Source organism: Streptomyces sp. ADI96-02, assembly GCF_003846185.1.
Taxonomy (GTDB): domain Bacteria; phylum Actinomycetota; class Actinomycetes; order Streptomycetales; family Streptomycetaceae; genus Streptomyces.
Window position 1 is genome coordinate 5,797,295 of record NZ_ML123034.1, and the last position, 24,992, is coordinate 5,822,286.

Annotated in this window: 24 protein-coding genes; 17 read left to right on the top strand and 7 right to left on the bottom strand. The window is 72.9% G+C overall.

Annotated elements, in window-relative coordinates; genetic code table 11:
- Positions 1-434 precede the first annotated feature (434 nt).
- From EES43_RS25475 to EES43_RS25485, 3 genes are read left to right on the top strand one after another with little or no spacing between them, the layout of a single operon-like run.
- Positions 435-668 carry an acyl carrier protein gene (locus EES43_RS25475; RefSeq protein WP_124270903.1) on the top strand — a complete coding sequence of 78 codons (234 nt, stop codon included), beginning with the start codon at positions 435-437 and terminating at the stop codon, positions 666-668.
- On the top strand, positions 665-1,951 hold the full coding sequence (locus EES43_RS25480; RefSeq protein ID WP_124270904.1) for a beta-ketoacyl-[acyl-carrier-protein] synthase family protein: 1,287 nt from the start codon (positions 665-667) through the stop codon (positions 1,949-1,951). Before EES43_RS25475 ends, EES43_RS25480 begins: the two co-directional genes overlap by 4 nt.
- A gap of 20 nt (positions 1,952-1,971) precedes the next feature.
- Positions 1,972-2,877 (top strand): alpha/beta fold hydrolase, encoded by a 906-nt coding sequence (locus tag EES43_RS25485; RefSeq protein WP_124270905.1) that lies wholly within the window; start codon positions 1,972-1,974, stop codon positions 2,875-2,877.
- Positions 2,878-2,901: 24 nt separating this feature from the next.
- Here the strand turns inward: EES43_RS25485 and EES43_RS25490 are convergent, their stop codons facing one another.
- Together EES43_RS25490 and EES43_RS25495 are read right to left on the bottom strand one after the other, a co-directional pair.
- Complete coding sequence (locus tag EES43_RS25490) at positions 2,902-5,328, bottom strand: endonuclease/exonuclease/phosphatase family protein (protein WP_206430121.1); 2,427 nt, start codon at positions 5,326-5,328, stop codon at positions 2,902-2,904.
- Positions 5,329-5,501: 173 nt separating this feature from the next.
- The gene (locus EES43_RS25495) at positions 5,502-5,897 is read right to left on the bottom strand and encodes a VOC family protein (protein ID WP_124270907.1); all 396 of its coding nucleotides are present in this window, start codon (positions 5,895-5,897) and stop codon (positions 5,502-5,504) included.
- A 120-nt stretch (positions 5,898-6,017) separates the two neighbouring features.
- Here EES43_RS25495 and EES43_RS25500 point away from each other — a divergent pair, with 120 nt between their 5' ends.
- Together EES43_RS25500 and EES43_RS25505 are read left to right on the top strand one after the other, a co-directional pair.
- Positions 6,018-7,517: an MFS transporter gene (locus EES43_RS25500; RefSeq protein WP_124270908.1), complete on the top strand. Its 1,500-nt coding sequence runs from the start codon at positions 6,018-6,020 to the stop codon at positions 7,515-7,517.
- Positions 7,518-7,536: 19 nt separating this feature from the next.
- Positions 7,537-8,574: a glutathione S-transferase family protein gene (locus EES43_RS25505; protein WP_124270909.1), complete on the top strand. Its 1,038-nt coding sequence runs from the start codon at positions 7,537-7,539 to the stop codon at positions 8,572-8,574.
- Positions 8,575-8,580: 6 nt separating this feature from the next.
- Here the strand turns inward: EES43_RS25505 and EES43_RS25510 are convergent, their stop codons facing one another.
- Complete coding sequence (locus tag EES43_RS25510; protein ID WP_124270910.1) at positions 8,581-9,453, bottom strand: DMT family transporter; 873 nt, start codon at positions 9,451-9,453, stop codon at positions 8,581-8,583.
- Positions 9,454-9,559: 106 nt separating this feature from the next.
- Between EES43_RS25510 and EES43_RS25515 the strand changes: the two genes are divergently transcribed.
- Entirely contained in the window at positions 9,560-10,693 is a 1,134-nt protein-coding gene (locus tag EES43_RS25515) for a winged helix DNA-binding domain-containing protein (RefSeq protein ID WP_124270911.1), read from the top strand.
- A 110-nt stretch (positions 10,694-10,803) separates the two neighbouring features.
- On the opposite strand, the gene EES43_RS25520 is transcribed toward EES43_RS25515, so the two are convergent.
- Complete coding sequence (locus EES43_RS25520; protein WP_206430122.1) at positions 10,804-11,646, bottom strand: response regulator transcription factor; 843 nt, start codon at positions 11,644-11,646, stop codon at positions 10,804-10,806.
- 110 nt (positions 11,647-11,756) lie between these two features.
- Between EES43_RS25520 and EES43_RS25525 the strand changes: the two genes are divergently transcribed.
- Entirely contained in the window at positions 11,757-13,433 is a 1,677-nt protein-coding gene (locus EES43_RS25525) for an AMP-binding protein (protein ID WP_124270912.1), read from the top strand.
- Complete coding sequence (locus tag EES43_RS25530) at positions 13,430-15,037, top strand: AMP-binding protein (protein WP_124270913.1); 1,608 nt, start codon at positions 13,430-13,432, stop codon at positions 15,035-15,037. The genes EES43_RS25525 and EES43_RS25530 overlap by 4 nt, the downstream gene beginning before the upstream one ends.
- Before the next feature lie 105 nt (positions 15,038-15,142).
- Here the strand turns inward: EES43_RS25530 and EES43_RS25535 are convergent, their stop codons facing one another.
- From EES43_RS25535 to EES43_RS25545, 3 genes are all read right to left on the bottom strand, one after another.
- A complete protein-coding gene (locus EES43_RS25535; protein ID WP_124270914.1) occupies positions 15,143-15,325 on the bottom strand; it encodes a hypothetical protein in 183 nt (60 codons plus the stop codon).
- Positions 15,326-15,334: 9 nt separating this feature from the next.
- Complete coding sequence (locus EES43_RS25540) at positions 15,335-15,898, bottom strand: GNAT family N-acetyltransferase (RefSeq protein ID WP_124270915.1); 564 nt, start codon at positions 15,896-15,898, stop codon at positions 15,335-15,337.
- Between the two features lie 75 nt (positions 15,899-15,973).
- A complete protein-coding gene (locus tag EES43_RS25545; protein ID WP_124270916.1) occupies positions 15,974-16,717 on the bottom strand; it encodes a hypothetical protein in 744 nt (247 codons plus the stop codon).
- Between the two features lie 297 nt (positions 16,718-17,014).
- On the opposite strand from EES43_RS25545, the gene EES43_RS25550 reads away from it, so the two are divergent.
- The 9 genes from EES43_RS25550 to EES43_RS25590 all read left to right on the top strand — a co-directional run bounded on the left by EES43_RS25550 (position 17,015) and on the right by EES43_RS25590 (position 24,915).
- Positions 17,015-17,254 carry a thiamine-binding protein gene (locus EES43_RS25550; protein ID WP_124272151.1) on the top strand — a complete coding sequence of 80 codons (240 nt, stop codon included), beginning with the start codon at positions 17,015-17,017 and terminating at the stop codon, positions 17,252-17,254.
- The gene (locus EES43_RS25555; protein ID WP_124270917.1) at positions 17,251-17,628 is read left to right on the top strand and encodes a helix-turn-helix domain-containing protein; all 378 of its coding nucleotides are present in this window, start codon (positions 17,251-17,253) and stop codon (positions 17,626-17,628) included. Before EES43_RS25550 ends, EES43_RS25555 begins: the two co-directional genes overlap by 4 nt.
- A gap of 155 nt (positions 17,629-17,783) precedes the next feature.
- A complete protein-coding gene (gene uraD / locus EES43_RS25560) occupies positions 17,784-18,335 on the top strand; it encodes a 2-oxo-4-hydroxy-4-carboxy-5-ureidoimidazoline decarboxylase (RefSeq protein WP_124270918.1) in 552 nt (183 codons plus the stop codon).
- 21 nt (positions 18,336-18,356) lie between these two features.
- Positions 18,357-18,746 (top strand): hydroxyisourate hydrolase, encoded by a 390-nt coding sequence (gene uraH / locus EES43_RS25565; RefSeq protein WP_124270919.1) that lies wholly within the window; start codon positions 18,357-18,359, stop codon positions 18,744-18,746.
- Positions 18,747-18,753: 7 nt separating this feature from the next.
- Entirely contained in the window at positions 18,754-19,677 is a 924-nt protein-coding gene (gene pucL / locus EES43_RS25570) for a factor-independent urate hydroxylase (protein ID WP_124270920.1), read from the top strand.
- Between the two features lie 102 nt (positions 19,678-19,779).
- Positions 19,780-21,213, top strand: a complete 1,434-nt coding sequence (locus EES43_RS25575; protein ID WP_206430123.1) for an 8-oxoguanine deaminase — start codon at positions 19,780-19,782, stop codon at positions 21,211-21,213.
- A 215-nt stretch (positions 21,214-21,428) separates the two neighbouring features.
- Positions 21,429-22,880, top strand: a complete 1,452-nt coding sequence (locus tag EES43_RS25580) for a nucleobase:cation symporter-2 family protein (RefSeq protein WP_124270922.1) — start codon at positions 21,429-21,431, stop codon at positions 22,878-22,880.
- A gap of 145 nt (positions 22,881-23,025) precedes the next feature.
- On the top strand, positions 23,026-23,709 hold the full coding sequence (locus EES43_RS25585; RefSeq protein ID WP_124270923.1) for an alpha/beta fold hydrolase: 684 nt from the start codon (positions 23,026-23,028) through the stop codon (positions 23,707-23,709).
- A gap of 213 nt (positions 23,710-23,922) precedes the next feature.
- Complete coding sequence (locus tag EES43_RS25590; RefSeq protein ID WP_124270924.1) at positions 23,923-24,915, top strand: fibronectin type III domain-containing protein; 993 nt, start codon at positions 23,923-23,925, stop codon at positions 24,913-24,915.
- The last annotated feature ends 77 nt before the right edge of the window (positions 24,916-24,992 follow it).

Below are 24,992 nucleotides of genomic sequence, written 5' to 3' on the forward strand. Positions count from 1 at the left end.
GGGGCCGTGAGGACGGGCCGAGGGGCTTCGGGCGTCCAGGCTAGCCGTGTGGCAGGGTCATGACAATAAAGGAATGTCACTCGGCTCATGGGCAACTGGGTTGAAGAAAAGCGCAGTTGGCGGACCGGTTCGGCCTGACGGGTGAGCGGGCGTGTCACCCGACCGTGGCCGCCTGATGGGTGACGAAACGTCAGGTCGGCTCGCCCTCGGCCATGGGGTGAGCCTTCCGGTCGCCCCGTCGCCCGACGGGATTCGTACACCTGGACACAGAACCCACCGCACGGGGGAACGAGGATCGGGAACTCGTCCGTGAAGGCGTATAAAGGGTCCTTCCGGAGCAGCCGGCGTCCCTCGATGGCCCCTCCCCACCTCCCCCTCACGCGGCAGGCGTCACCGCGTCACCGAGCCCAGGAGCGCCAATGAGCACAGCGCCAATGAGCACTTCGGAAGAGATCAGCGCCCTGCTGGTAGCGAAGTTCGGCACCGATCCCGAGGCGATCCGCCCCGACGTCCCGCTGCACCGCCTGCGGCTGGACTCCCTCGCGCTGGAGGAGCTGCGGCTGCTCATCGAGGACCGGCTGGACATCGACCTGGAGGACGTCGCCCTCACCTCGCGGGACACCGTCGGCCGGCTGGTCGAGGCCGTGCACGGCAAGGCCGCCGCGTGAGCGCCCGCGCGACGGGCGGGCCCGCGCCGTCCGCCCGGCCCTACCGCCGCCCGCCGTCGCCGCCGTACACCGCGGCCGTCACCGGCGTCGGCCTGGTGACCGCGGCCGGTACGGGCGTGGGCGCGGCCTGGCACGGGGTCACCGAGGGCCTGGTCCCTTCGGTCGGTCCGCGCGCCGAACTCCAGGACCTGCCCTGCGACTTCTTCTACTCGGTCACCGACTGCGACCCGCAGGCCGTGCTCGGCGTGGCCGCCCAGCGGCTGATGGACCGCTTCGCGCAGCTCGCGGTCATCGCCGCCCGCGAGGCCGTCGCCGACGCAGGGCTCGACGCCTCCGTCTGGGACAGCGGTCGCGTCGGCGTCGTGATCGGCTCGGCCCACGGCGGCCTGCCCTTCTACGACGAGCAGTACGCCGCCCTCACCGAGCGCGGGGCCCGGCGCGTCTCCCCGAAGCTCGCCCCGCTCAGCGTCGTCAACGGCGCGGCCAGCAGCGTCAGCCTCGACCTCGGCGTGCACGGGCCCAGCCAGGCCGTCTCCACCGCGTGCTCGTCCGGCACCGTCGCGATCGGCACCGCCCACCAGATGCTTCGTTCCGGGGCCTGCGACATCGTGATCGCGGGCGGCGCGGAGTCCACCTGCTGCCGCCTGCTGATCGCCAGCGCCTGCCGGCTCAAGGCCGTCTCCACCCGCCGCGAGGACCCGCGCGCCGCCTGCCGCCCGTTCGACACCCACCGCGACGGCTTCGTCGTCGGCGAGGGCGCCGGGCTGCTGGTCCTGGAGCACCCGGAGCACGCCCGCGCCCGCGGCGCGGCCGTCCGCGCGCATGTGAGCGGGTACGGCGCCTCCAGCGACGCCCACTCCGCCGTCGCCCCCGACCCGGACGGCCTCGGCATCGAGCGCGCCCTGCGCGCCGCCCTGGCGGACGCGGGCCTCTCCCCGGCCGACGTCGGCCACGTCAACGCGCACGGCACCTCGACGCTCTCCAACGACCGGATCGAGGCGACCATGCTGCACCGGGTCCTCGGCGAGAGCGTCCTCGTCACCTCCACCAAGGCGATGACCGGCCACACGCTCGGGGCCGCGGGCGGCATCGAGACCGCGCTCACCGTGCTGGCCCTCCAGCACCAGCGGGTCCCGCCCACCGTCAACCTGGACGCGCCCGATCCGGAGATCCCGATCGAGGTGGTCGCCAAGGAGGCCCGCACCGCCTCGTTCGACTGCGCCGTCAAGACCTCGCTCGGCTTCGGCGGGCACAACGCCGCACTCGTGCTCACCAGGGCCTGACCGCAAGGGGAATGAGGAGCATGCCCGAGGAGATCATCCGCGCCCTGTCGCTGGACGGGGTCGGCTTCGGCTACCGCGTCCTGCCGTACGCCGGGCCCGGCCCGGTCCCGGACACCGAACCCGCCCTCGTCCTCGGCGGAGCCCTCCAGGGCATGTTCGGCTGGCCCCAGATGGACGACCACCTGGGCCCGGCCGCCGACGTGGTCACCGCCGACCTGCCCGGCATGGGCAGCGCAGACCCGCTGCCGCCCGGCCCCAGCGCCGACCTGCTCTGCCGGGCCGTGCTGCGGATCGCCGACGATCTCCGGGCCCCCCGCATCAACCTCTTCGGCTTCTCCTACGGCACCGCCATCGCCTTCGGCTTCGCCCGGCGTCATCCCGAGCGGGTGGCCCGCCTCGCCCTCGGCGGCGTACCGGTCCACATCGACGCCGCCCAGGTCGCCTGCTGGGAACGGGCCCGCGAGGTGCTGGCGGGCGGCGACCACGACGGCTTCGCCAGGCTGGCCGCCGACGCGCTGATGTGCCTCGACCCGGAGCGGCCCGTGCACCGGCGGGAGCTGGCCCGGCGCTACGTCCGGCGCTCCTTCCTGCACGCGCTCGCCCACTCGCCGCACGCGGCCGACTCGCTGTACCGGGCGCTGGCCGACCGGCCCGACTTCTCCGGCGGGCTGCGCGGCGTACCGGCGCTGGTCTTCGCGGGCGAGCACGACACGGTGACGTCGCCCGCGCGGCAGCGGGAGTTCGCCGCGACCATCGAGGGCAGCCGGTTCCTGACGATCCGGGAGTCCGACCACTGGGTCGTCCTGGAACGGGCGGAGGAGGTGGCCGCCCTGGTGGCCGGGTTCTTCACCGGACGGGAGCCGGAGCGGGGGCCCGGCGCGCTCGCGCTGCCGCGCCAGGCCGCCGCTCCGGCCGGGCGGACCTGAACGCGCCAGGCCCGCCCGCCCGGCTCAGCGCCGGTGGCCGTGGTGGTGCGAGGAGCCCTCGACGCGCACCCGGACGACCTGCGGGTCGTGGTCGCTCGCCTGGTCGGCGAACTCCGCGTTGATGTGGACCACGTCGTAGTCGAACCGGCGGATACCCGGGCTCGTCAGGATGTGGTCCAGCGTCTGCGAGTTGCCGTCGAAGACGTAGCTGTACTGCTCGCCGGCGGGCAGCGTCGTGATCAGCGGCTTCAGCACCTTGCCCCGGATCAGCTCCTTCATCGTCGGGGAGAACGCGAAGTCGTTGAGGTCCCCGAGCGTCACCACCCGGGCGGAGCGGTCCGCCTTCAGCAGCGAGGTCACGAAGGTGTTGACCTCGGCGGCCTGCTGGATCCGCTTCGTCTCCGAACTCCGCGTCGGCTCCTGGTAGCGGCCGTGCAGCGACTGGTCGCCGCCCTTGGACGCGAAGTGGTTGCCGATGACGAAGACGGGCTTGCCCCGGAAGGAGAACTCCCCCACCAGCGGCTTGCGGCTGTCCGCCCACGCCGGGCTCGCCGGGTTGATCCGGCCCGGTGACGCGGAGAGCCGCACGCCCCGGTGCGTGTCCACGGCGCTGACCGGCGTGGTGGCGTCGCCGCCCGGCCGGTCGGTGAACGAGACCCGCTTCGCGTTGAAGAGGAAGACGTTGCGTATGTTGCCGCCCGGCTCGCCGCCGTCCTTGTTGTTCTCGGGAGCGACGTAGCGCCAGGAGTAGCGCGGTCCGCCGGCCGCGACGATGGCGTCGGTGAACCGCTTCAGCGTCTGCTCGGAGGCCACCGTGCCGTCGTTCACCGCGCCGTTGTCGTCCTGGATCTCCTCCAGCGAGACGATGTCGGGGGAGGCGAGGTTCACCGCGACGCCTTCGGCCAGCCGGTCGAACTTGGCCTGCTCGTCCAGGGCGTCCAGGTTCTCCACGTTGTACGTGGCGACCGCGAGTTCGCCGCGCTTCTGCTTGCGGGTGACCTCGCGCCGCAGCCCCTTGTCGACGACCTGGCCCAGCTCCGTCGCCTGCACGTTGTAGCCGCCGAACGAGGCGTAGTCCAGGACGCCGGTGGTGCTGCCGGACAGCACGTCCCCCACGTTGGCCGCGGGGACCGGGCGCGCCGGGTCCAGCGACATGACCTTGAGCCGGCCGGTGTTCTGGTCCTCGTAGGAGGCGTAGAGCGTGCCGCCGCGCCGGGTCGGGTTCTCCCGGGGCTTGACGGTCACCCAGATCTCGTCGTACGCCGTCGTCGCACCGGTCACCCGGGTGTCGGCGATCCGCACCCGGCTGCCTTCGAGGGCTTCGTAGAGGTCCAGGGCGTACGTCGAGGGGTCCAGCGGCAGCGCGTCGATCGCCCCGCCGCCGGCCGTGGGCACGTAGCGGCCGGGAACCGAGCGGGCGTCGAGCACGACCGGGGCGGGCAGCGGGTTGCCGGAGGAGAGCACGGTGGTGCGCGGCGTGGTGAGCTGGGTGACCGACTGCGCGCCGGAGGCCGGGTAGTACTCGGCGACCTTGCCGCTGACCAGCACCGCGTCCCCGGCCTTCACGGCCGGCGCGGCGGAACCGGTGTAGACGAACAGGGCCTCGCCGGTGCGCGGGTCGGCGTCGGGGGCGGTGTCCTGGATCCAGAAGCCGCGCGATCCGGTGGTCCGCACGGCGGTGACGACGCCCGGGACGCCGGTGACCGTCGTGCCCTCCAGCGGGGACAGGCGCGTGGTGCCCTGGATGTCGTGCACCCGCACCGCGCCGGGCTCGGTCGGCCCGCCGGGGTCGCCGGGGCCCTGGCCGCCGGAGGTCTGGCCCGCCGCGTTGACCGGGGACGGGGCTCCGGCCGCGAGGTCGGCGGCGTTGTCGTCGGTGTCGGCGAGTGAGGCGGCCCGGGAGACCGAGGCGGCGGCCGAGGCGCCCGGCACGGGGCCGGAGCCCTCCCGCACGACCGCGGAGCCGTAGCCGACCAGGTCGACGATCCTCGTGTCGGCCGCACAGTCCGCGGCGCTCTTGCAGCTCAGCGGCTCGGTGCCGGAGACCAGGGCGACGGTGCCGCTCGCGGCCGACATGGCCACGGCGCCGGTGGCGTCGGCGGCGGGCAGGGCCACCGTTCCGCCGGTGCCGGCCGCCTGGGCGACCAGGTAGCGCCCGCCGGGGGCGATGGCCCCGTTCAGGCCGGAGACCTGCCAGGCCGAGCCCGCCGACGGGCTGCCCGGCAGGTACTGGACGCTGAACCCGGAGACGTCCAACGGCGCGGAGCCGGCGTTGGCCAGCTCGACGAAGTCCCGGGTCAGCGTCGCGCCCGTGTTGCCCCCGCCGCCGTACACCTCGGAGATGACGGCGGTGGCGGACGGGGCCGCGTGCGCGGCGGGCAGTGCGGTCACCGCGAGTGCGACGGCGACGGCGCCGGTCAGCAGGACGGAACCGGATCTGTGTATCTGCACGTGAGTGTCCCCAACTGTGTAGTGAGGACCAAAAACTATGCGCGTAGAACAGGGCATGACAAGGCATCAGAGGTTAATTCCCCGCATCGACCGGATGGCGGCCCGTACGGCGTCCCGGTCCGGAGCCCGCACCGGGACGTCCCACAGGGCCTCCAGGAGGTCTTCGGACCCGCTCAGTCCCGGGCCAGCGGATACACCGCCAGCGAGAAGGAGTGCCCCGCCGGGTCCCCGTACACGCGGACGTCGCGCGGCCCGCTGTTGCTCTCACCGGTGTCCACGGGCCGGGCCCCGAGTCCTATCGCCTCCCGCTCGGCCTCGTCGATGTCCTCACGGCTCACCAGGATCCGCAGGTGCGCCTGCTGGGAGTCCTCCGGGCGCGGCCAGCTCGGCGGCGCGTAGCCGTGGTCGCGGCGGATGGCCAGGTGGACGCCCGCGTTGCCCACGATCTCGACGAAGTCCGGATCGGAACCGATCCGGACCTCGGCGTCGAACAGTCCGGCGTAGAACTCCGCCAGCTCCATCGGTTCGGCACAGTCAAGGACGAGGACGCTCGTCTTCTCCACAGTCATGCGGGAACGGATACCCCCGCCCCGCCCCGGGCACGCCGTCCCGGGCCGTCCGGCGTCCCGGACACCGGCGCGCGGCGGTCCCGGACGAGGAATCACGGGTCAGCGTCTAAGGTGCGAACCATGGCACAGAGCGCGGCGCACTCCGGGCCGGGCGGGGGCGACGCAGCCCCCGCCGGCCCCGACCCCCGGCGCTGGAAGGCACTCGGCGTCTGCCTCGTCGCGGGCTTCATGACCCTGCTGGACGTCTCCATCGTCAACGTGGCCCTCCCGTCCATCCGCGAGGGCCTGGACACTCCGGCGTCCGACCTCCAGTGGGTGGTCTCCGGCTACGCCCTCGCCTTCGGGCTCTTCCTCATCCCGTCCGGGCGACTCGGCGACGCGCGCGGGCGGCGTGCGGTGTTCATGACGGGACTGGCACTGTTCACCCTGGCCTCCGCCGCCTGCGGGGCCGCCCAGTCCAGCACCTGGCTGGTCGTCGCCCGGCTGGTCCAGGGAGTCTCCGGCGGGCTGATCTCGCCGCAGATCTCCGCGCTGATCCAGCAGATGTTCTCCGGCCGCGAGCGCGGCCGGGCCTTCGGCATGTTCGGCACCGTCGTCGGGATCTCCACCGCCGTGGGCCCACTGCTCGGCGGCCTGCTCATCCAGGTGGCCGGATCCGCCGAGGGCTGGCGCTGGGTCTTCTACGTGAACCTCCCGCTCGGCGTCGTCTGCTTCCTGCTCGCCCGCCGGCTGCTCCCCGACACCCCGTCCGCCGGCCGGGTGCGGCCCCGCGACCTGGACCCGGTCGGCGTCCTCCTGCTGGGCGCCGGAGTGCTGACCCTGCTCCTGCCGTTCGTGCAGGCGCAGCAGTGGACGGGCGACGGCAAATGGCTCCTGATCGCCCTGGCCGCCGCGCTGCTCGCCGCGTTCGTCGGCTGGGAGGCGCGGTGCACCGGCAGCCGCACGCATCCGGTCCTGGACCTGGCGCTGTTCCGGGTGCGGTCCTACTGGCTGGGATGCCTGCTGATCCTGCTGTACTTCGCCGGGTTCACCTCGATCTTCTTCGTCACGACCCTCTACCTCCAGTCCGGGCTGGGCTACTCAGCCCTCCAGGCGGGCCTCTCCATCACGCCCTTCGCCCTCGGCTCGGGGGCCACCGCCTTCGTCGGCGGCCGGTTCGTCGGACGCTTCGGCCGGCCTCTCGTCGTGGCGGGCCTGGTCATGGTGGCGCTCGGGCTCGCGGGCGCCGCCTACGCCGTCCACCTGGTCCCCGGCGGCGGCGCGGGCTGGGCCATGGCCGCGCCGCTGCTGATCGCCGGCCTCGGCGGCGGCCTGGTCATCGCCCCGAACCAGACGCTGACGCTCGCCGAGGTCCCGGTCGACCGGGCGGGCAGCGCCGGCGGAACCCTCCAGACCGGCCAACGCGTCGGCTCCGCGATCGGGATCGCCGCCGTCGGCGCGGTGTTCTTCGCCCAGGTCGGCCCCGACGGCTGGGCCACCGCCTACGACCACGGGCTCATCGTCTCGGTCGCCTTCGTCCTGGCCGCGCTGATCGTGGCGGCGGCCGACGTCGCGGCCGGCCGTCGGCGCGGACGGCGTACGGAGAAGAAGTCCACCGACCCATCGAGGAGCAGGGCATGAGCGACACGAGGAGTACGGCATGAGCGACACGACAGCGGACAGCGCGGGAAGTGACGGCAACACCTCCTACGGGCACAAACCGTTCAAGCGGTCCCGCAGCCACTTCGCCGACCGGATCACCGCCGACGGGCGCGACGGGTGGCCCGTCGCGGCGGGCCGCTACCGGCTCGCCGTCAGCCGGGCCTGCCCGTGGGCGAGCCGCGCCCTGGTCTCCCGGCGGCTCCTCGGCCTGGAGGACGCCCTCTCCCTCGCGGTCGCCGACCCGATCCAGGACGACCGCAGTTGGCGCTTCACCCTGGACGCGGACGGCCGCGACCCGGTCCTCGGCATCCGCTACCTCAGCGAGGCGTACGACGCACGGGAGCGCGGCTACCCAGGCGGCGTCAGCGTCCCCGCGATCGTGGACGTGCCCAGCGGGCAACTGGTCACCAACGACTACCAGCGCATCACCCTGGACCTGGCCACCGAATGGACCGCCCTGCACCGCCCCGGCGCCCCCGACCTCTACCCCGAGCCGCTGCGCGACGAGATCGACGACGTCATGGAGGGGATCTACCGCGACGTCAACAACGGGGTCTACCGGGCCGGGTTCGCCAGCACCCAGGAGGAGTACGAAGAGGCGTACACCGCCCTCTTCCGGCGGCTCGGCCTGGTCTCCGCCCGCCTCGCCGACCGCCGCTACCTGGTCGGGGACACCATCACCGAGGCCGACATCCGCCTGTTCACCACCCTGGTCCGCTTCGACGCGGTCTACCACGGCCACTTCAAGTGCAACCGCGCCAAGCTGACCGAGGACCCCGTCCTGTGGGCCTACGCCCGCGACCTCTACCAGACCCCCGGTTTCGGCGACACGGTCGACTTCGACCACATCAAGCGCCACTACTACCGCGTGCACACCGGCATCAACCCGACCGGCATCGTGCCCGTCGGCCCCGACCTCTCCGGCTGGACCGCCCCGCACCACCGCGAACAGCTCGGCGGGCGGCCGTTCGGCGACGGCACGCCTCCCGGGCCGGTGCCGCCGGGCGAGGAGGTCACCGCGCCCGGCGCGGCCTGACCGCCCTCACCGCACCCGCGACGGCGGCGGGGGGTTCCCGGTCGCCAGCGGGGAGCGGGCCAGGCCCACGCAGCCGACGGCGATCAGGATCAGCGCCGCCAGTTCGGGCAGCAGCCACCAGCCGGTGCGCAGCACCTCGCCGAAGAGCGTCACCCCGTAGAAGATGCTGATCAGCGCGTCTCCGAGGGTCAGCATCGGCTGCACGGCCACCAGAGGGCCGGCCTGGAGGGCGTTCTGCAGCAGGAACAGCGCGCCCAGCCCGGCCGCCGCCGTCGCGTACAACTGCCAGGACGTCAGCAGCGCCACCGCCCCGCCGCCGTCGTCGAGCCGCGCCATCGCGTCCTTCATCAGCGCCGCCGTCAGCGCGTAACCGCACGCGGCGGCCAGCCCCAGCAGGGCCGCCCGGCCGTTGCCGCGCGCCCGCAGCGCGGCGCCGATCAGCACCGCCTCGAACAGACCGGTCACCAGCAGCGCCGGGACCCACGCGACCCCGCGCACGCTCTCGCTGCCGCCCATCGGGGAGGCCGAGGCGAGCCCGAGGGCCAGACCGGCGGTCATCGCCGCCACCCCGAGCCAGACCGTGTGCGGCACCCGGACCCGCAGGACGTAACCGGCGACCAGCAGCGTCGCGGGCAGTTCGATCACGAAGATCGGCTGGACCACCGCGATCGGGCCGGTCGCCAGCGCCACCGCCTGGCAGACGGCCGCCACGATCACCAGCCCGATCCCGCCCAGCCACACCGGCCGGCGCAGCAGATGGCCGATCAGCGAGAGCCGCATGGCCGAGTCGCGGGGCACCTCCAGCGCGGCCCGCCGCTGGAGCACCGAGGCCGAGCCGTTGCTCAGGGCGGTCAGGACGGCGAACAGGACACTGATCACCGGTCCATCATCGAAGCGATGGCCCCGGGGCGCGCGGTCTGCGGAGCAGCCGGGCGTACGGCCGCGGTCGCCCGGAGGCGTCCGCGGCCCCGGTAGCGTGCGGATCATGGCCGCGAAGACGCACCGCACCGCCGCACACCCCGCCGTCCTGTCCACCCGGGCGCTCAACCGGGCCACCCTGGAACGCCAGCTCCTGCTGCGCCGGTCCGCCATGGGCGCCGAGGACGCGGTCGCCCACCTGGTCGGGCTCCAGGCGCAGAACACCCGGCCGCCCTATTTCCAGCTCGCCTCCCGCCTCGCCGGCTTCGACCCCGCCGACCTGTCCCGTCTGATGGAGTCCCGCGCGGTGGTCCGCATCGTCACGCTGCGCTCCACCCTCCACACCCACACGGCCGAGGACGCCCTGACCCTGCGCCCGCTGGTGCAGCCGGCCCGTGAGCGCGAGCTGACGGCGTTCCGCCGGGGGCTCGTCGGCGTGGACCTCGACCGGCTGGCCGCCCTGAGCCGGGAACTGGTCGAGGAGCGCCCGCGCCCGGTCAAGGAACTGCGCGCGGAACTGCTCGCCCGCTGGCCGGACGCCGACCCGCTCGCCCTCACCGTCGCCGCCCGGTGCCTGCTGCCCCTGGTCCAGGTGACCCCGCGCGGACTGTGGGGCCGCAGCGGGCAGGTCGCCCTGACGACCGTGGAGAGCTGGCTCGGCAGATCCGCCGAACCGGCGTCCGCACCCGACGCCCTCGTCCTCCGCTACCTGCGCGCCTTCGGGCCCGCCTCGGTCAAGGACATGCAGGCGTGGGCGGGGCTGACCCGCCTGAAGGAGGTCTTCGAGCGGCTGCGGCCCGGACTGCTGACCTTCCGCGACGGGAACGGCGTCGAACTCTTCGACGTGCCGGACGCACCGCGTCCCGATCCGGACACCCCCGCGCCGCCGCGCTTCCTGCCCGAGTTCGACAACGTCCTCCTCGGCCACGCCGACCGTGCCCGCGTCATCCCGCCGGAGCACAGGGGCCGCAACGGGGTGGGCAACCAGTCCTACGGAACGGTCCTGGTCGACGGGTTCCTCCGGGCTCTGTGGCGCACCGACCGCGCCGGGGGCGCGGTGACCCTGACCGTCCAGCCGCTGGACCGCCTCGGCCGCGCCGACCGCGCCGACGTCACCCGGGAGGCGGTGCGGACGCTGTCGGTCATGACGGACGCGGCCGACCACGACGTGCGGTTCGCCGCGTTCGTCGACGTCGGATGAGGAACCGGCGGGTTCGGCGGGGCGGCCGGGCACCTGCGCGGCGCCCCCGCCCGCCGGTCAGCGGCCCCGCCCGTCTCAGGGCGGCAAGCAGGCCGGCGGCCCCGCCGGTCTCAGGGCAGCAGCCCCGCCCGTCGCGCCGCCACGACCGCTTCGAGCCGGGTGTGCGCCCCCAGCTTGCGCATCGCCGACCGCAGATACCCCTTGACCGTCTCCGGGCGCACCCCCAGCCGCCGGGCCGCGACCGCGTTCGTCGCCCCCGCCGCCACACACGCCACGACGTCCACCTCGCGCGGCGCGAGCCGCACCGCGCGGGCGTCCGCCGGCTGCGTACCGGAGGCCGAAACGAGCCGCCCGCAGACGCTCAGCAACTCCTCCCGCAGCTCAGGGTCGACGATCTTCGGCGCCAGCGCCCGCAGCTCGCGATGGGCCTCGCGCACGTCCTCCCAGGCCGCCGGAGCCGGATCCGGATCGGCCACCTGCTCACGGCCGACGGCGAGCAACTGCCGCACCTCGTCCCGGACCGCCAGCGCCTGCTCCACATCGCGCGCCGCCGCGAGGGCCGCGTCGAACGTCCGGTCCCCGAGCGTCACCGGCTTGCGCAGCGCGCCGTACAGCAGGCCCCGAACCTCCCGCCGTACGACGACGGGTACGGCGACCACCGAACGCAGCCCCTCCGCCGCGACCGCCGTGTCGTACTCGTGGCTGATGTGGCGCGCGGAGGTGTAGTCCGTCACCGCGCAGGGCCGCGACAGGGCGATGGCCTTGCCGCCGAGACCGCTTCCGGCGGAGATGACCAGACCGCGCAGCGCGCGGGTCTGCGCCCCGTTCAGCTCGGCGATCCGCGCGTGGCGCGCGTCCGAGAGCAGGCCGCCGAACACCACCGGGAGCCCGCTCGTGCGGCGCAGCCGCAGCAGCGCCCCCTGCATCTCGACCGCATCGGCCGGTTCGCTCACGCCGTGGCCTCTCCACCCGGGCCGAACCACCCCCGTCCGGGGGTGGTGAGACCTGGGTCACTGTTTACATGATGTTAAGCGACCGGTCCGGTCCGCAATGAGGAGGGCACATGTCGGCAAACAGTGCGACGGAGACGTTCCGGGCCGCCCGGGACTTCCTGCTGGAGCACCGCGAGGACTACACCGCCGCGTACGAGGGTTTCCGCTGGCCCCGCGCGGACCACTTCAACTGGGCGCTGGACTGGTTCGACGTCATCGCCCGGGGCAACGACCGCACCGCCCTGCACATCGTGGAGGAGGACGGCCGGCGCACCGAGGTCTCCTTCGCGGCGATGTCCGAGCGCTCGAACCGGGCGGCCAACTGGCTGAAGGCGCAGGGCGTCCGGGAGGGCGACCGGGTGCTCGTCATGCTCGGCAACCAGGTCGAGCTGTGGGAGACCGCGCTCGCCGCGATGAAGCTGCGCGCCGTCGTCATCCCCGCCACCCCGCTGCTGGGCCCGGTCGACCTGCGCGACCGGGTGGAGCGCGGCCGGGTGCGCCATGTGCTCGTCCGCTCGGCCGACACCGCCAAGTTCGACGAGGTGCCCGGCTCCTACACCCGGATCGCGGTGGGCGAGCAGGTGGCCGGCTGGCGGCCGTACGCGGGCGCGGCCGAGGCGTCCGCCGACTTCGCGCCCGACCGGGAGACGGACGCGGACGAGCCGCTGATGCTGTACTTCACCTCCGGCACCACCGCCCGCCCCAAGCTCGTCGAGCACACCCATGTCTCCTACCCGGTGGGCCACTTGACGACGATGTACTGGATCGGGCTCCAGCCCGGCGACGTGCACCTGAACATCTCCTCGCCCGGCTGGGCCAAGCACGCCTGGTCGAACCTGTTCGCCCCGTGGACCGCCGAGGCCACCGTCTTCATCTTCAACTACACCCGCTTCGACGCCGGCCGGCTGATGGCCGAGATGGACCGCTCGGGCGTTACCAGCTTCTGCGCCCCGCCCACGGTGTGGCGCATGCTCATCCAGGCGGACCTGACCCAGCTCAAGGTCCCGCCGCGCGAGGTCGTCGCCGCCGGCGAACCGCTGAACCCGGAGGTCATCGAGACCGTCCGGCGGGAGTGGGGCGTCACCATCCGCGACGGCTTCGGGCAGACGGAGACCGCCGTCCAGGTCGCCAACTCCCCGGGCCAGCTCCTGAAGACCGGCTCGATGGGACGGCCGAACCCCGGCTACACCGTCGAACTGCTCGACCCGGTCACGGGGCAGCCCGGCGCGGCCGAGGGGGAGATCGCCCTCGACCTCGCCCACCGGCCCGTCGGCCTGATGACCGGCTACCACGGCGAGCCGGACCGGACCGCCGAGGCGATGGCCGGCGGCTACTACCGCACCGGCGACATCGGGGCCCGTGACGCGGACGGCTACATCACCTATGTCGGCCGCGCCGACGACGTGTTCAAGGCGTCGGACTACAAGATCTCCCCGTTCGAGCTGGAGAGCGCCCTGCTGGAGCACGAGGCGGTCGCCGAGGCCGCCGTGGTGCCCGCGCCCGACCCGCTCCGCCTCGCCGTTCCGAAGGCGTACGTCGTACTGGCGGAGGGCTGGGAGCCGGGGGCGGAGACCGCGAAGATCCTCTTCGAGCACTCGCGGACCGTCCTCGCCCCGTACAAGCGCGTCCGCAGGCTGGAGTTCGCCGAACTGCCGAAGACCGTCTCCGGCAAGATCCGCCGCATCGAGCTGCGCGAGCGCACCGCCCTGGGCGGCGGCGTCGAGTTCGACGAGGGGGACCTGGCGTGAGCGGCCTCTCCTACGCGCACGGCACCGGAACCACGGCGCTGCTCGGCGACACCATCGGCCGCGACCTGGACCGGACGATCGCCGCGTTCGGCGACCGCGAGGCCCTGGTCGACGTCGCCTCCGGCCGCCGCTGGACGTACCGGGAGTTCGGCGCGGACGTCGACGAACTGGCCCGCGCGCTGATGGCGTCCGGGGTGGACAAGGGCGACCGGGTCGGCATCTGGGCGGTCAACTGCCCTGAATGGGTGCTCGTCCAGTACGCCACGGCCCGCATAGGCGCCGTCATGGTCACCATCAACCCGGCCTACCGCGCCCACGAGTTGGAGTTCGTGCTGCGTCAGGCCGGAATCCGCCTGCTGGTCGCCTCCCTCGCCCATCGCACCAGCGACTACCGCGCGCTCGTCGAGCAGGTCCGCGCCGACTGCCCCGCGCTGCGCGCCGTCCACTACATCGGCGACCCGTCCTGGAGCGAGCTGACCGCCACGGCTTCCGCCGTGTCTCCGCAGCAACTCGCCGCTCGTGAGGCCGAGTTGTCCTGCGACGACCCGATCAACATCCAGTACACCTCGGGTACCACGGGCTTCCCGAAGGGCGCCACGCTCTCCCACCACAACATCCTCAACAACGGCTACTTCGTGGGCGAGACGGTCGGCTACACCGAGGCGGACCGGGTCTGCCTCCCGGTGCCCTTCTACCACTGCTTCGGCATGGTGATGGGCAACCTCGGCATCACCTCGCACGGCGCCTGCGTCGTGATCCCGGCACCCGCCTTCGAGCCCGCCGCCGTGCTGGCCGCCGTGGAGCGGGAGCGCTGCACCTCGCTCTACGGCGTTCCCACCATGTTCATCGCCGAGTTGAACCTGCCCGACTTCGCCGCGTACGACCTCTCCTCGCTGCGGACCGGGATCATGGCGGGATCGCCCTGCCCGGTCGAGGTCATGAAGCGGGTCGTCGCCGAGATGCACATGGCCGAGGTGTCCATCTGCTACGGGATGACGGAGACCTCGCCCGTCTCCACCCAGACCCGCCGCGACGACGATCTGGAACGCCGGACCGGTACGGTCGGCCGCGCGCTGCCGCACATCGAGGTCAAGGTCGTCGACCCGGCGACCGGCGTCACGCTGCCGCGCGGCAGCGCGGGTGAGCTGTGCACCCGGGGCTACAGCGTGATGCTCGGCTACTGGGACCAGCTCGAGAGGACCGCCGAAGTGATCGACGCGGGCCGCTGGATGCACACCGGCGACCTCGCCGTGATGCGCGAGGACGGATACGTCCAGATCGTCGGCCGGATCAAGGACATGATCATCCGCGGTGGTGAGAACGTGTACCCGCGCGAGATCGAGGAGTTTCTGCACGGCCATCCCAAGATCGCCGACGTCCAGGTGGTCGGTGTGCCCGACGAGCGGTACGGCGAGGAGATCCTGGCCTGCGTCATCCCGCGCGACCCGGCCGATCCGCCGACGGCGGACGAGATCGCGGACTTCTGCCGGGACCGGCTGGCGCACTACAAGGTGCCGCGCAGGCTGCGGATCCTGGACGCCTTCCCGATGACGGTGAGCGGGAAGGTCCGCAAGATCGAACTGCGCGAGGCATACACCGCCTGACCCGCCGCCCTGGCCTGCCCGACCCGCCTGACCCGGCCGACCCGGCCGCCCGACCCGCCCGACCCGGCGGGCGCGGCCGGGGCGGCGGTGCGCCGGGCGGCCGGGTCAGGCGGCCTCGACGACGTCGGGTCCGCCGCCACGGGTCGCCGCCGCCCACTCGATCAGCAGCACCTCGTACGTCGCGGACTCCACGGCGGACCACTGGCCGCCCGAGGCGTCGACGAGCGCCCGAATGGCCTCGTTGGCCTGATCGGCTGCGTACAGGGGGTGTTGAGGGATCGACTCCATGCGCTCAGCCTACGTGCCGCCACCGACAGCGAGGGCCGACGAGGGCCGTGCGGCCAGCAGGTCGCGCCGCATGCAGACGCGCGGCCAGCGGTCCAGGCCGTGTTGGGCCTCCTCGGCGCGGATCGTCCGCAGCCCGTCGGTGAGTTCGTGCTCGGGCAGGATCCGGAAGCCGATCCGCGCGTAGTACGGAGCGTTCCACGGCACCTCGGTGAAGGTGGTCAGGGTCAGCGCGGTCAGCCCCTGGTCGGCGGCGGGCGCGGCGAGGTGGCCGATGAGCGCGCGGCCGATGCCCCGCCGTGCGGCCACCGGGTCGACCGAGACCTGCTCGATGTGCAGGGCGTCGTCCACCGGATCGGCGATCACATAGCCGAGCGGCCGGTCGCTCGCGGGGGAGAGGGGATCGACGGCGACCCAGCAGCGTCCGGCCCGCCGGTAGCTCTCCAGCAGGTCGAGCGGCGGTGGATCGTCATCGGCCACGGAGGCCATGCCGAGGGTGCGGAAAGGTTCCCCGGCGGCCCGCTCGATGTCCTGGAGCAGCGGGAGATCCGAGCGTCTGGCGGAACGGATACGCATGCCCTCAGTGTGCCGCGCCGGACGGCCGGCCGGTACGGGCGGGCCGGATTCCTCCTCGCGCGGCGGAAGGGGCGTTCACGCTCCGGTGCTGACCAGCTCGTCGGCCGCGCCGTTCACCGGCTGCGGGGTCCCCGTGAGGTCCAGGACGAACAACGGCAGGCCGACGCCGTCCGCGCGGGCCCTGGCGTCGGCCGCGTATCCCGCCAGGGAGAAGAACACGCCGGTCGCCGCGGCGCCGAGGGCGTTGAGCCAGAGGCATTCCACGGCGCGCAGTGACGTGGGCGCGGCGGCCGTGTCGACCTGGGCGACCAGACCGTCGGCCCGCAGGTCGATCCCGGAGGCGGGGCGGGTGCCGGGCTGGACGACGTCCCGGTATCCGAGCCAGGTCAGGTAGAGCCCGGCCGCGCTCACCGCGTCGTGGCCGCCTCGGATCGCCATCGGGCGGAACGCGGGCCGCGGATGCGCTGCCGTGCGGGGCAGCGGTATGTGCGCGGGGGCGGCGGGCGGGCCCGGCGGGGCGGTGGTGTCCGGAGCGGTGGCGTCCGACGGGGCAGCGGCGTCCGCCGGGCGCACCGGGATGCGCAGCACCGCCCCGCACGGGCAGCACAGCTCCGGCTGGGGCCACTGGTCGCGCCGGTCGCAGGAGGCGCAGCGGACGGTGACCCAGTCGTCGTTCCAGGCGCGGTGCGTGACGCGGACCGCGGGCGCGCCGCTCCGCAGCGGCGGGGCGGTCGGCGCTCCGCACGGGCACGGGTAGGCCGGTGCGGCGTAGGTGTGGTCCCGGCTGCAGACCGGGCAGCGGACCGGCACGGCTTCCACGATCGGCTCCTTCCGGCACGGCCCAGCGCGGCCGACCGCGCTCCGTGCCTCCCTCGTCGCCCCATCGTCCACCAGGAGCCCGGCCGGGGGCAGCCGATTGCCGTACTCGGCCCCGGCGGGCGCGGGCCGCCCCCGGCGCCCTTGACACCCATCGGCGGCAGCCTCGCCGGTCAGCGGCGTGCTACCCCCGCGCCGCACGCCCCGGGGCGGGGGCGGCTCCAGCGGTTACAGTCGTGGCCGAGTCGCGGGAGCACCCGCCCGCGACGCGTACATCAGGGAGGCACCGTGCGCTTGAGGGTGGAATTCACCACCGAGCCCTTCGATCTCGACGAGGCGCCCGCCCACGCGGTGGTGGCCCGGGAGGTCATCCAGTCCGCCGGGCTCGACGCCGTGGACGTCGGCCCGTTCGGGAACACGGTGGAAGGAGGTGCGGACCGGGTGCTCACCGCCGTGGACTCCCTGCTCCGGCAGACCCTCGCCTCAGGCGCCACCCGCGTCTCGCTCCAGGTCAACGTGATCGGCGAGGAGGCGCGATGACCGCGCCCGCCGACCACCCCCTCGTCTCGGCGGTGAAGCCGCTGGTCGACGCGATGGGCGCGGAGCTGGTGGGGCCCGAACTTGCCGAGCCGGACGACGTGGTCCTGGCCTGGGAGGGCGAGGACGTCATCGCCGTACGGCTGCCCCAGCTGTCCGACTCGCTGGATCACATCCTCGCCGCACTGGAGCGGCGGCACGGGATGCCGCTCGCCGGGCTGGACCGCAAGGCCAAGCAGTCCGTCGTGCGGAGCCTGGAGGCGCGCGGCGCCTTCGCCGTGCGACACGGGGTGGAGACCGTGGCCGGCGCCCTCGGTGTCTCCCGGTTCACCGTGTACAACTACCTCAACCGGGAGCATGCGGCCAAGGGCGAGTAGCCGGTCGAAGGCACAGCTGGGCCGCCGTCCGCGTACCGGGACGGCGGCTTTCTCCGTTCGCGACATTTCAACAAAGTGTTGACGTCGTGTGGTGGAGGGCGTTAGCTGTCCGCAGCCCGAACAACGCACAGCGGAAAGCAGCCACGGAGGCTCCCGTGTCTTCGAGCTCCACGCCGGGCCTCACCCGGTTCAACACCCTGGCGGACGGCGACGCCATCGCCGTACTGCACGAGGTCTGCGCCGCCGCGGCCTGGGGGCGGGCGCTCCTCGCCGGACGCCCGTACGCCACCGAAGAAGCCCTGTCCGCCGCGAGCGACGCCGCCACGGCGCGGCTCGGTGCGGCGGATCTGGCCGAGGCGATGGCCGGCCACCCGCCGATCGGCCGTCCGAGACCCGGCGACCCGGCCTCCTCCCGCGAGCAGCGGGGAATGGCCGGCGCCTCAGAGGAGCTGGTGGCCGAGATGCTCGAACTGAACCTGGCCTACCAGGAGCGGTTCGGACACGTCTTCCTGATCTGCGCCACCGGGGCCACCGGTGAGCAGATGCGCGATGCGGTGAGGTCCCGGATCGGGAACCCGCCCGAGCGGGAGCAGGAGATCGTGCGCACCGAACTGGGCAGGATCAACCGCGTCCGGCTGACCCGTCTCGTGCGGGAGATCCTGGTACAGAGCCCTTTTGTACAGGACTCTCCGCCGCAGGAGTCCTGAGGACTGAGGAGAGTGACGGCCTTGAGTACCGACACGACCGCATCGGTGTCCACACACATCCTGGACACCAGCGTCGGCCGCCCGGCCGCGTCCGTCGCCGTCTCGCTCGCCGCGCGCAGCGGCTGCGGCGCGCCGTATGTGAGGCTCGGAGCGTCCGCGACCGATGCGGACGGGCGCTGCGAGGACCTGCCGGTACCGCCGGAGGGCACCACCCACGTACGCCTCGACTTCGACACCGAGGCGTACTTCTCCCAGAAGCAAGCCGAGGCGCAGCAGGACGCCCCCCGCGCGAGGGGCAGCGTCGCGTTCTTCCCGGAGGTGTCGATCGCGTTCGCGGTCGTCCCGGGCGAGCACTACCACGTACCGCTGCTGCTCAACCCGTTCGGCTACTCCGTTTACCGAGGGAGCTAGCACCGACATGTCCACGATTCTCGGTCAGAACCAGTACGGCAAAGCAGAGAACCGCGTCGTCAGGATCACGCGGGACGGCGACACCCACCACATCAAGGACCTGAACGTCTCGGTCGCCCTGTCCGGCGACATGGACGACGTGCACTACTCCGGCTCCAACGCCAGCGTCCTGCCGACCGACACCACCAAGAACACCGTGTACGCGTTCGCCAAGGAGCACGGGATCGAGTCCGCCGAGCAGTTCGGCATCCATCTCGCCCGCCACTTCGTCTCCTCGCGGGAACCGATCCGGACCGCGCGCATCCGCGTCGAGGAGTACGCCTGGGAGCGCATCGCGGCCTCCGACGGCGACTCCGGGGCCACCGGCGGCGACGACGTCAGGCACTCCTTCGTCCGCAAGGGCCAGGAGACCCGCGTCGCGCAGGTCACCTACGACGGCGAGAAGTGGGAGGTCGTCTCGGGTCTGAAGGACCTGACCCTGATGAACTCGACCCACTCCGAGTTCTGGGGCTACGCGAAGGACGAGTACACGACGCTCAAGGAGGCGTACGACCGCATCCTGGCGACCGACGTCTCCGCCCGCTGGCGCTACAGCTGGACCGGCGACGACCAGCGGATGCCCGACTGGGAGGAGTCCTACGGGCAGGCGCGTACGCACCTGCTCCACGCCTTCGCCGAGACGTACTCCCTCTCGCTCCAGCAGACCCTGTACCAGATGGGTTCGCGCATCATCGACAGCCGCAGCGAGATCGACGAGATCCGCTTCTCGCTGCCGAACAAGCACCACTTCCTGGTGGACCTCGAACCGTTCGGCCTCACGAACGAGCACGAGGTCTACTTCGCGGCGGACCGGCCCTACGGCCTGATCGAGGCCACCGTGCTGCGCGACGGCGTCGAGCCGAGGATCCCGGTCGACCTGACCAACCTCTGACTCTTTCACCATCTCGGCACCCACGGCGGCACAGCTGTGGCACTCACATCCTCCCGGGGGCCTGCCGTGCCCACCTCGCCGACGAGAGACAGAGGAACCACCATGGCAGTTCAGGCAGTTCAGGCAGTTCAGGCAGTCCAGGAAGTTCCGGCAGTCCAGGCAGTGCCTCAGCGCACTGTCATCGAGAACTGTTCCATCGCCACCGTCGACGCCCACGACTCCGAACACGCCCGCGGGCACATCGTCGTGGCGGGCAACCGCATCGAGTCCGTCGGCCCCGGTCCGGCCCCCCAGGGCCTGTCCGGGGTCGTCCGGCGCATCGACGCCACCGGGCACCTCGCGACGCCCGGACTGGTCAACACCCACCACCACTTCTACCAGTGGATCACCCGCGGTCTGGCCACCGACCACAACCTCTTCGACTGGCTCGTCGCCCTGTACCCGACCTGGGCGCGCCTGGACGAGCCGATGGTCCGCGCTGCCGCCCAGGGCTCGCTCGCGATGATGGCGCGCGGCGGCGTCACCACCGCCATGGACCACCACTACGTCCACCCGCGCGGTTCCGGCGACCTGTCCGGCGCGATCATCGGTGCGGCCCGTGACATGGGCGTGCGGTTCACCCTCGCCCGGGGCTCCATGGACCGGGGCGAGAAGGACGGCGGCCTGCCGCCGGACTTCGCCGTCGAGACGCTGGACGGTGCGCTCGCCGCCACCGAGGCCACCGTCGACGCCCACCACGACGCCTCCTTCGACGCGATGACGCAGGTGGCCGTCGCACCCTGCTCGCCCTTCTCGGTCTCCACCGAACTGATGAGCCAAGGAGCCGAGTTGGCTCGGCGCAAGGGCGTACGCCTGCACACCCACGGATCGGAGACCATGGAGGAGGAGCGGTTCTGCAAGGAGCTGTTCGGGGTGGGCCCGACCGCGTACTTCGAGTCGACCGGCTGGCTCGGCGACGACGTGTGGATGGCGCACTGCGTCCACATGAACGACTCCGACATCGCCGCCTTCGCCCGTACGGGAACGGGCGTCGCCCACTGCCCGTCCTCCAACGCCCGCCTCGCCGCGGGCATCGCGCGGGTGCCCGACATGCTCGCCGCCGGCGTCCCGGTCGGCCTCGGCGTCGACGGCACCGCGTCCAACGAGTCCGGCGAGCTGCACACCGAGCTGCGCAACGCCCTGCTCATCAACCGCCTCGGCACCCGCCGCGAAGCCGCCCTGAACGCCCGTCAGGCCCTGCGCCTGGGCACGTACGGCGGGGCCCGGGTGCTCGGCCGCGCCGACCAGATCGGCTCCCTGGAGGCCGGCAAGCTCGCCGACCTCGTGCTGTGGAAGCTGGACACCCTGGCCCACTCCTCCATCGCCGACCCGGTGACCGCCCTGGTATTCGGCGCGGCGGCCCCGGTGACCCTCTCGCTCGTCGACGGCAGGCCCGTCGTCGAGGACAACCACCTCACCACGGTGGACGAGGAGGCCATCGCGCGCGTCACCCGCGACGAGGCCCGCCGCCTCGCGCGGATCGCCGCCGGAGCCTGAGGCTCCGGGGCTTCCCCCGACCGGCCGGCCGAGGGGGACGGCCCTCGGCTGCCTGCCGCGGACCCGAGCGGGGCCGGCAGGCGGGCCGGCGGACGCGCGCCCCACGGCCGGCGCCCGCCGGCCCGGTCACGATCCCGCCCGCACGCCACCCACCGACGCACCACCTCCCTGAACCCCACGTCGCCGCCGACGTGCAACCGACCGGAGGGACCGCCGTGGCCGCTGAGCCCAGGTTTCGCAATGACGCAGACGCAGCCGGAGAAGCCGATGCAGCCGGAGAAGCTGATACAGCCGGAGACGGCCGGAAACACCCGGTCGACGCGACGCTCCCCCCGCTGAAGATGTTCACCAGCGGCCTCCAGCACGTGGCCGCCATGTACGCCGGGGTGGTGGCCCCGCCCCTGATCGTCGGGCCGGCCGTCGGCCTCACCGCCGAGGAGACCGCCTTCCTGATGGGGGCGAGCCTGTTCACCGCGGGTATCGCCACCCTGCTCCAGACCATCGGCTTCTGGCGCGTCGGCGCACGGCTGCCCTTCGTCAACGGCGTCTCGTTCGCCGGAGTGGCGCCGATGATCGCGATAGGCAAGGACCGGGGACACGACGGGATAGCCGTGATCTTCGGGGCGATCATCGTCGCGAGTGTGCTGGGTTTCGTGCTCGCCCCGTACTTCTGCAAGCTCGTCCGCTTCTTCCCGCCCGTGGTCACCGGCACCGTCATCACCCTGATCGGCGTCTCCCTGCTCCCGGTCGCCTTCACCTGGTCCCAGGGCGGCGACTCCACGGCCCCCGACTTCGGTTCGATGACCAACATCGCCATGGCCGCCGTGACCCTGGTCATCGTGCTGGCACTGCGCAGGCTGCTGCGCGGCTTCCTCCAGCAGATCGCCATCCTGCTCGGCCTGGTCGTCGGCACACTCATCGCGATTCCGGTCGGCATCACCGACTTCGGTGCGGTCAGGGACGCCGGCATAGTCGGCTTCCCCACGCCGTTCGCCTTCGGCGCACCGCAGTTCGAGATCGCCGCGATCATCTCCATGTCCATCGTGATGCTGGTCTGCATGACCGAGTCCACCGCCGACATGCTCGCCCTCGGCAAGATCGTCGGCCGTCCGGCGGACGAGAAGGTCATCGAGGGCGGTCTGCGCGCCGACACCCTGGGCAGCGCCGTCAGCCCGCTGTTCAACGGCTTCATGTGCAGCGCCTTCGCCCAGAACATCGGCCTGGTCGCGATGACCAGGGTCCGCAGCCGCTTCGTCGTCGCGACCGGCGGCGTCATCCTCATCCTGCTCGGCCTGATCCCCGTCGCCGCCTCCGTCATCGCGCTCGTACCGCTGCCGGTGCTCGGCGGCGCGGGCATCGTCCTGTTCGGCACGGTCGCGGCGAGCGGCATCCAGACCCTGGCCACCGCCGCCCTGGAGAAGGGCGAGAACGCGCTGATCGTGGCCGCCTCGGTCGGCATCGGCCTGATACCGATCGCCGCGCCGCGCTTCTACCACGCCTTCCCCGCTGATCTGCTGGTCGTCCTCGACTCCGGGATCTCCACCGGCTGCGTGGTGGCGATCGTGCTCAACCTCGCCTTCAACCACATCGGGCGAGGGCCCGGCCCGGAACAGCCCGAAGGCGCGGACCACGTGGTGCCGGCCGCCGCCGGGGTGGGCGTCCACTGAAGGGGCGGCCACCGGGCGAACGGCCGACCGAGCCCTGTGCGCCGAGCCCCGAGCGGTGAGCCCCGTGCGCTGAGCCCCCAGCGCCTGCCGGGGCGGGGCGGGGCCCGGGAGCCGACCGCCGCCCGGCGGCTGTAGCGTCAGGGGCATGGAAGATCAGTCTGTTGTGGATGTCGGCGACGTGCGCCTGGCGTACCGGACCTGGGGCGACTCGTACGGGTCGCCCGTCGTGCTGCTGCACGGCCTCGGCGGTTCCGCCGCCCACTGGGAGGCGACCGCCGCCCTGCTCGGCCAGGAGTGGCGGGTCTTCGCCCTCGACCTGCGCGGCCACGGCGAGAGCGACTGGCCCGACGAGTACGGACTTGACCTGATGGCCGAGGACGTTGCGGGCTTCCTCGACGAGCTGGAACTCGACCGGGTGGGGCTGGTCGGGCACGGCATGGGCGGCGTCGTCGCCCGGTTGCTGGCCGAGGAGCACGCCGACCGGGTGGAGCGGCTGGTGCTGGTCGAGACGCCCGCGCCGTTCCCCGGCGACCCGGGCCCGGCCGGGCGGCCCGAGGGCCCGGTCGACTACGACGAGAACGCGGTGCCCGCCGTACACGCCCAGCTCGCCGACCCCGGCCCGGACGCGGCCGACTCCCTCGGCGAGATCGTCGCCCCCACCCTGATCATCACGGGCGGCCCCGAGAGCACCATGCCACAGGAGCGCCAGGCCGACCTGGCCTCCCTGATCCCGGACTGCCGGCTGATCACGATCCCCGGCGGCCACCACATGCACCGGACCCGGGCCGACCAGGTGGCCCAGCAGATCACCGAATTCTTCACGAGCTGACGGCGGGCGCGCGGGCGCGGGCGGGCGCGGGTGCTGGACGGCTGCGTCCGGGGAGCGGGGCCCGGCGGCCACGGGATCGAGGCCCCGGCGGTCGTGGCCGACCGAGGCCCCCGCCCGTGCGCCGCACACCGGTACATAGCGGATGGTTAGCAGCGGGCCTCTTGTCGGCAGGGCCCGCGCCATGGCATACAGGTCTGGACCATTGCTGTCCGGATGGAAGGCACCCCCGTGCAACGCCCCCACGTATCTTCCGCGTTGGCCTGTTCCGCCGCTCTGCTCCTCACCGCCCTCACCGCCTGCGGCGGCACCGCCGACGCCGACACGCAGCGCCCCAGCACCCCGAAGGGCGTGACCGCGCAGGCCAGCAGCTCCACATCGGTGCATGTCATGTGGGAGCCCGCCGCCGACAACAAGGCGATCGCCGGATACGAGGTCTACCGCGCGAAGACCAAGGTCAGGTCGGTCCCGGCGGCCAAGCACATGATCGATGTCAGCGGGCTGACGGCGTCCACCGGCTACACCTTCACCGTCCGCTCCAAGGACGCCGCCGGAAACCTCTCCGCGCCCAGCACCACCGTACCCGTCACCACCCAGGCCACCCCGCCCGAGGACGACGAACCGCCGACCGCACCGACGAAACTGGCCGGAACCGCCGACGGCAGCCGGGCGGCCACGCTGACCTGGAAGGCCGCCGAGGACGACGTCGGCGTCACCTCGTACGACGTCTACCAGGAGGACTCACGAATCCACAGCGTGCCCGGCACGGAGACGACGGCCGAGCTGACCGCGCTGCGCCCGGGGACCGTGTACAGCTTCACCGTCCGGGCCCGGGACGCCTCCGACAAATCCTCCTCCGACAGCAACACCGTCGACCTGGCCACCGCCTCGGCGCCCGGCGCCCCCGCGAGCACCGCCCCCACCGGGCTGCGGACCGAAATCGGCAAGGAGGGCGGGGAGTTCACCGTCGACCTGTCCTGGGACCAGCCGAAGACGGGCGGCGTGATCCCCGCCTACGAGCTGTATCTGAACGGGAAGCAGACCACGACCATCGTCTGGGGCGGTACACCCCCGAAGGGCCGGGCCACCTACCGGCTGACCCTCGCCGACCCGCCCGGCACGCGCTACTCGGTGAAGCTCAGGGCGAAGCTCCCGGATGGCACATGGGGCGACTTCTCGGCCCAGCGGACGGTCGTTCTGGAGAGCTGAGAGCCGCCGCCGGGCACGGCGCGGCGCGCCCACAACCGCGTACAGGCGGGCCGCCCGTTCTCCGGCGGCCCGCCTGT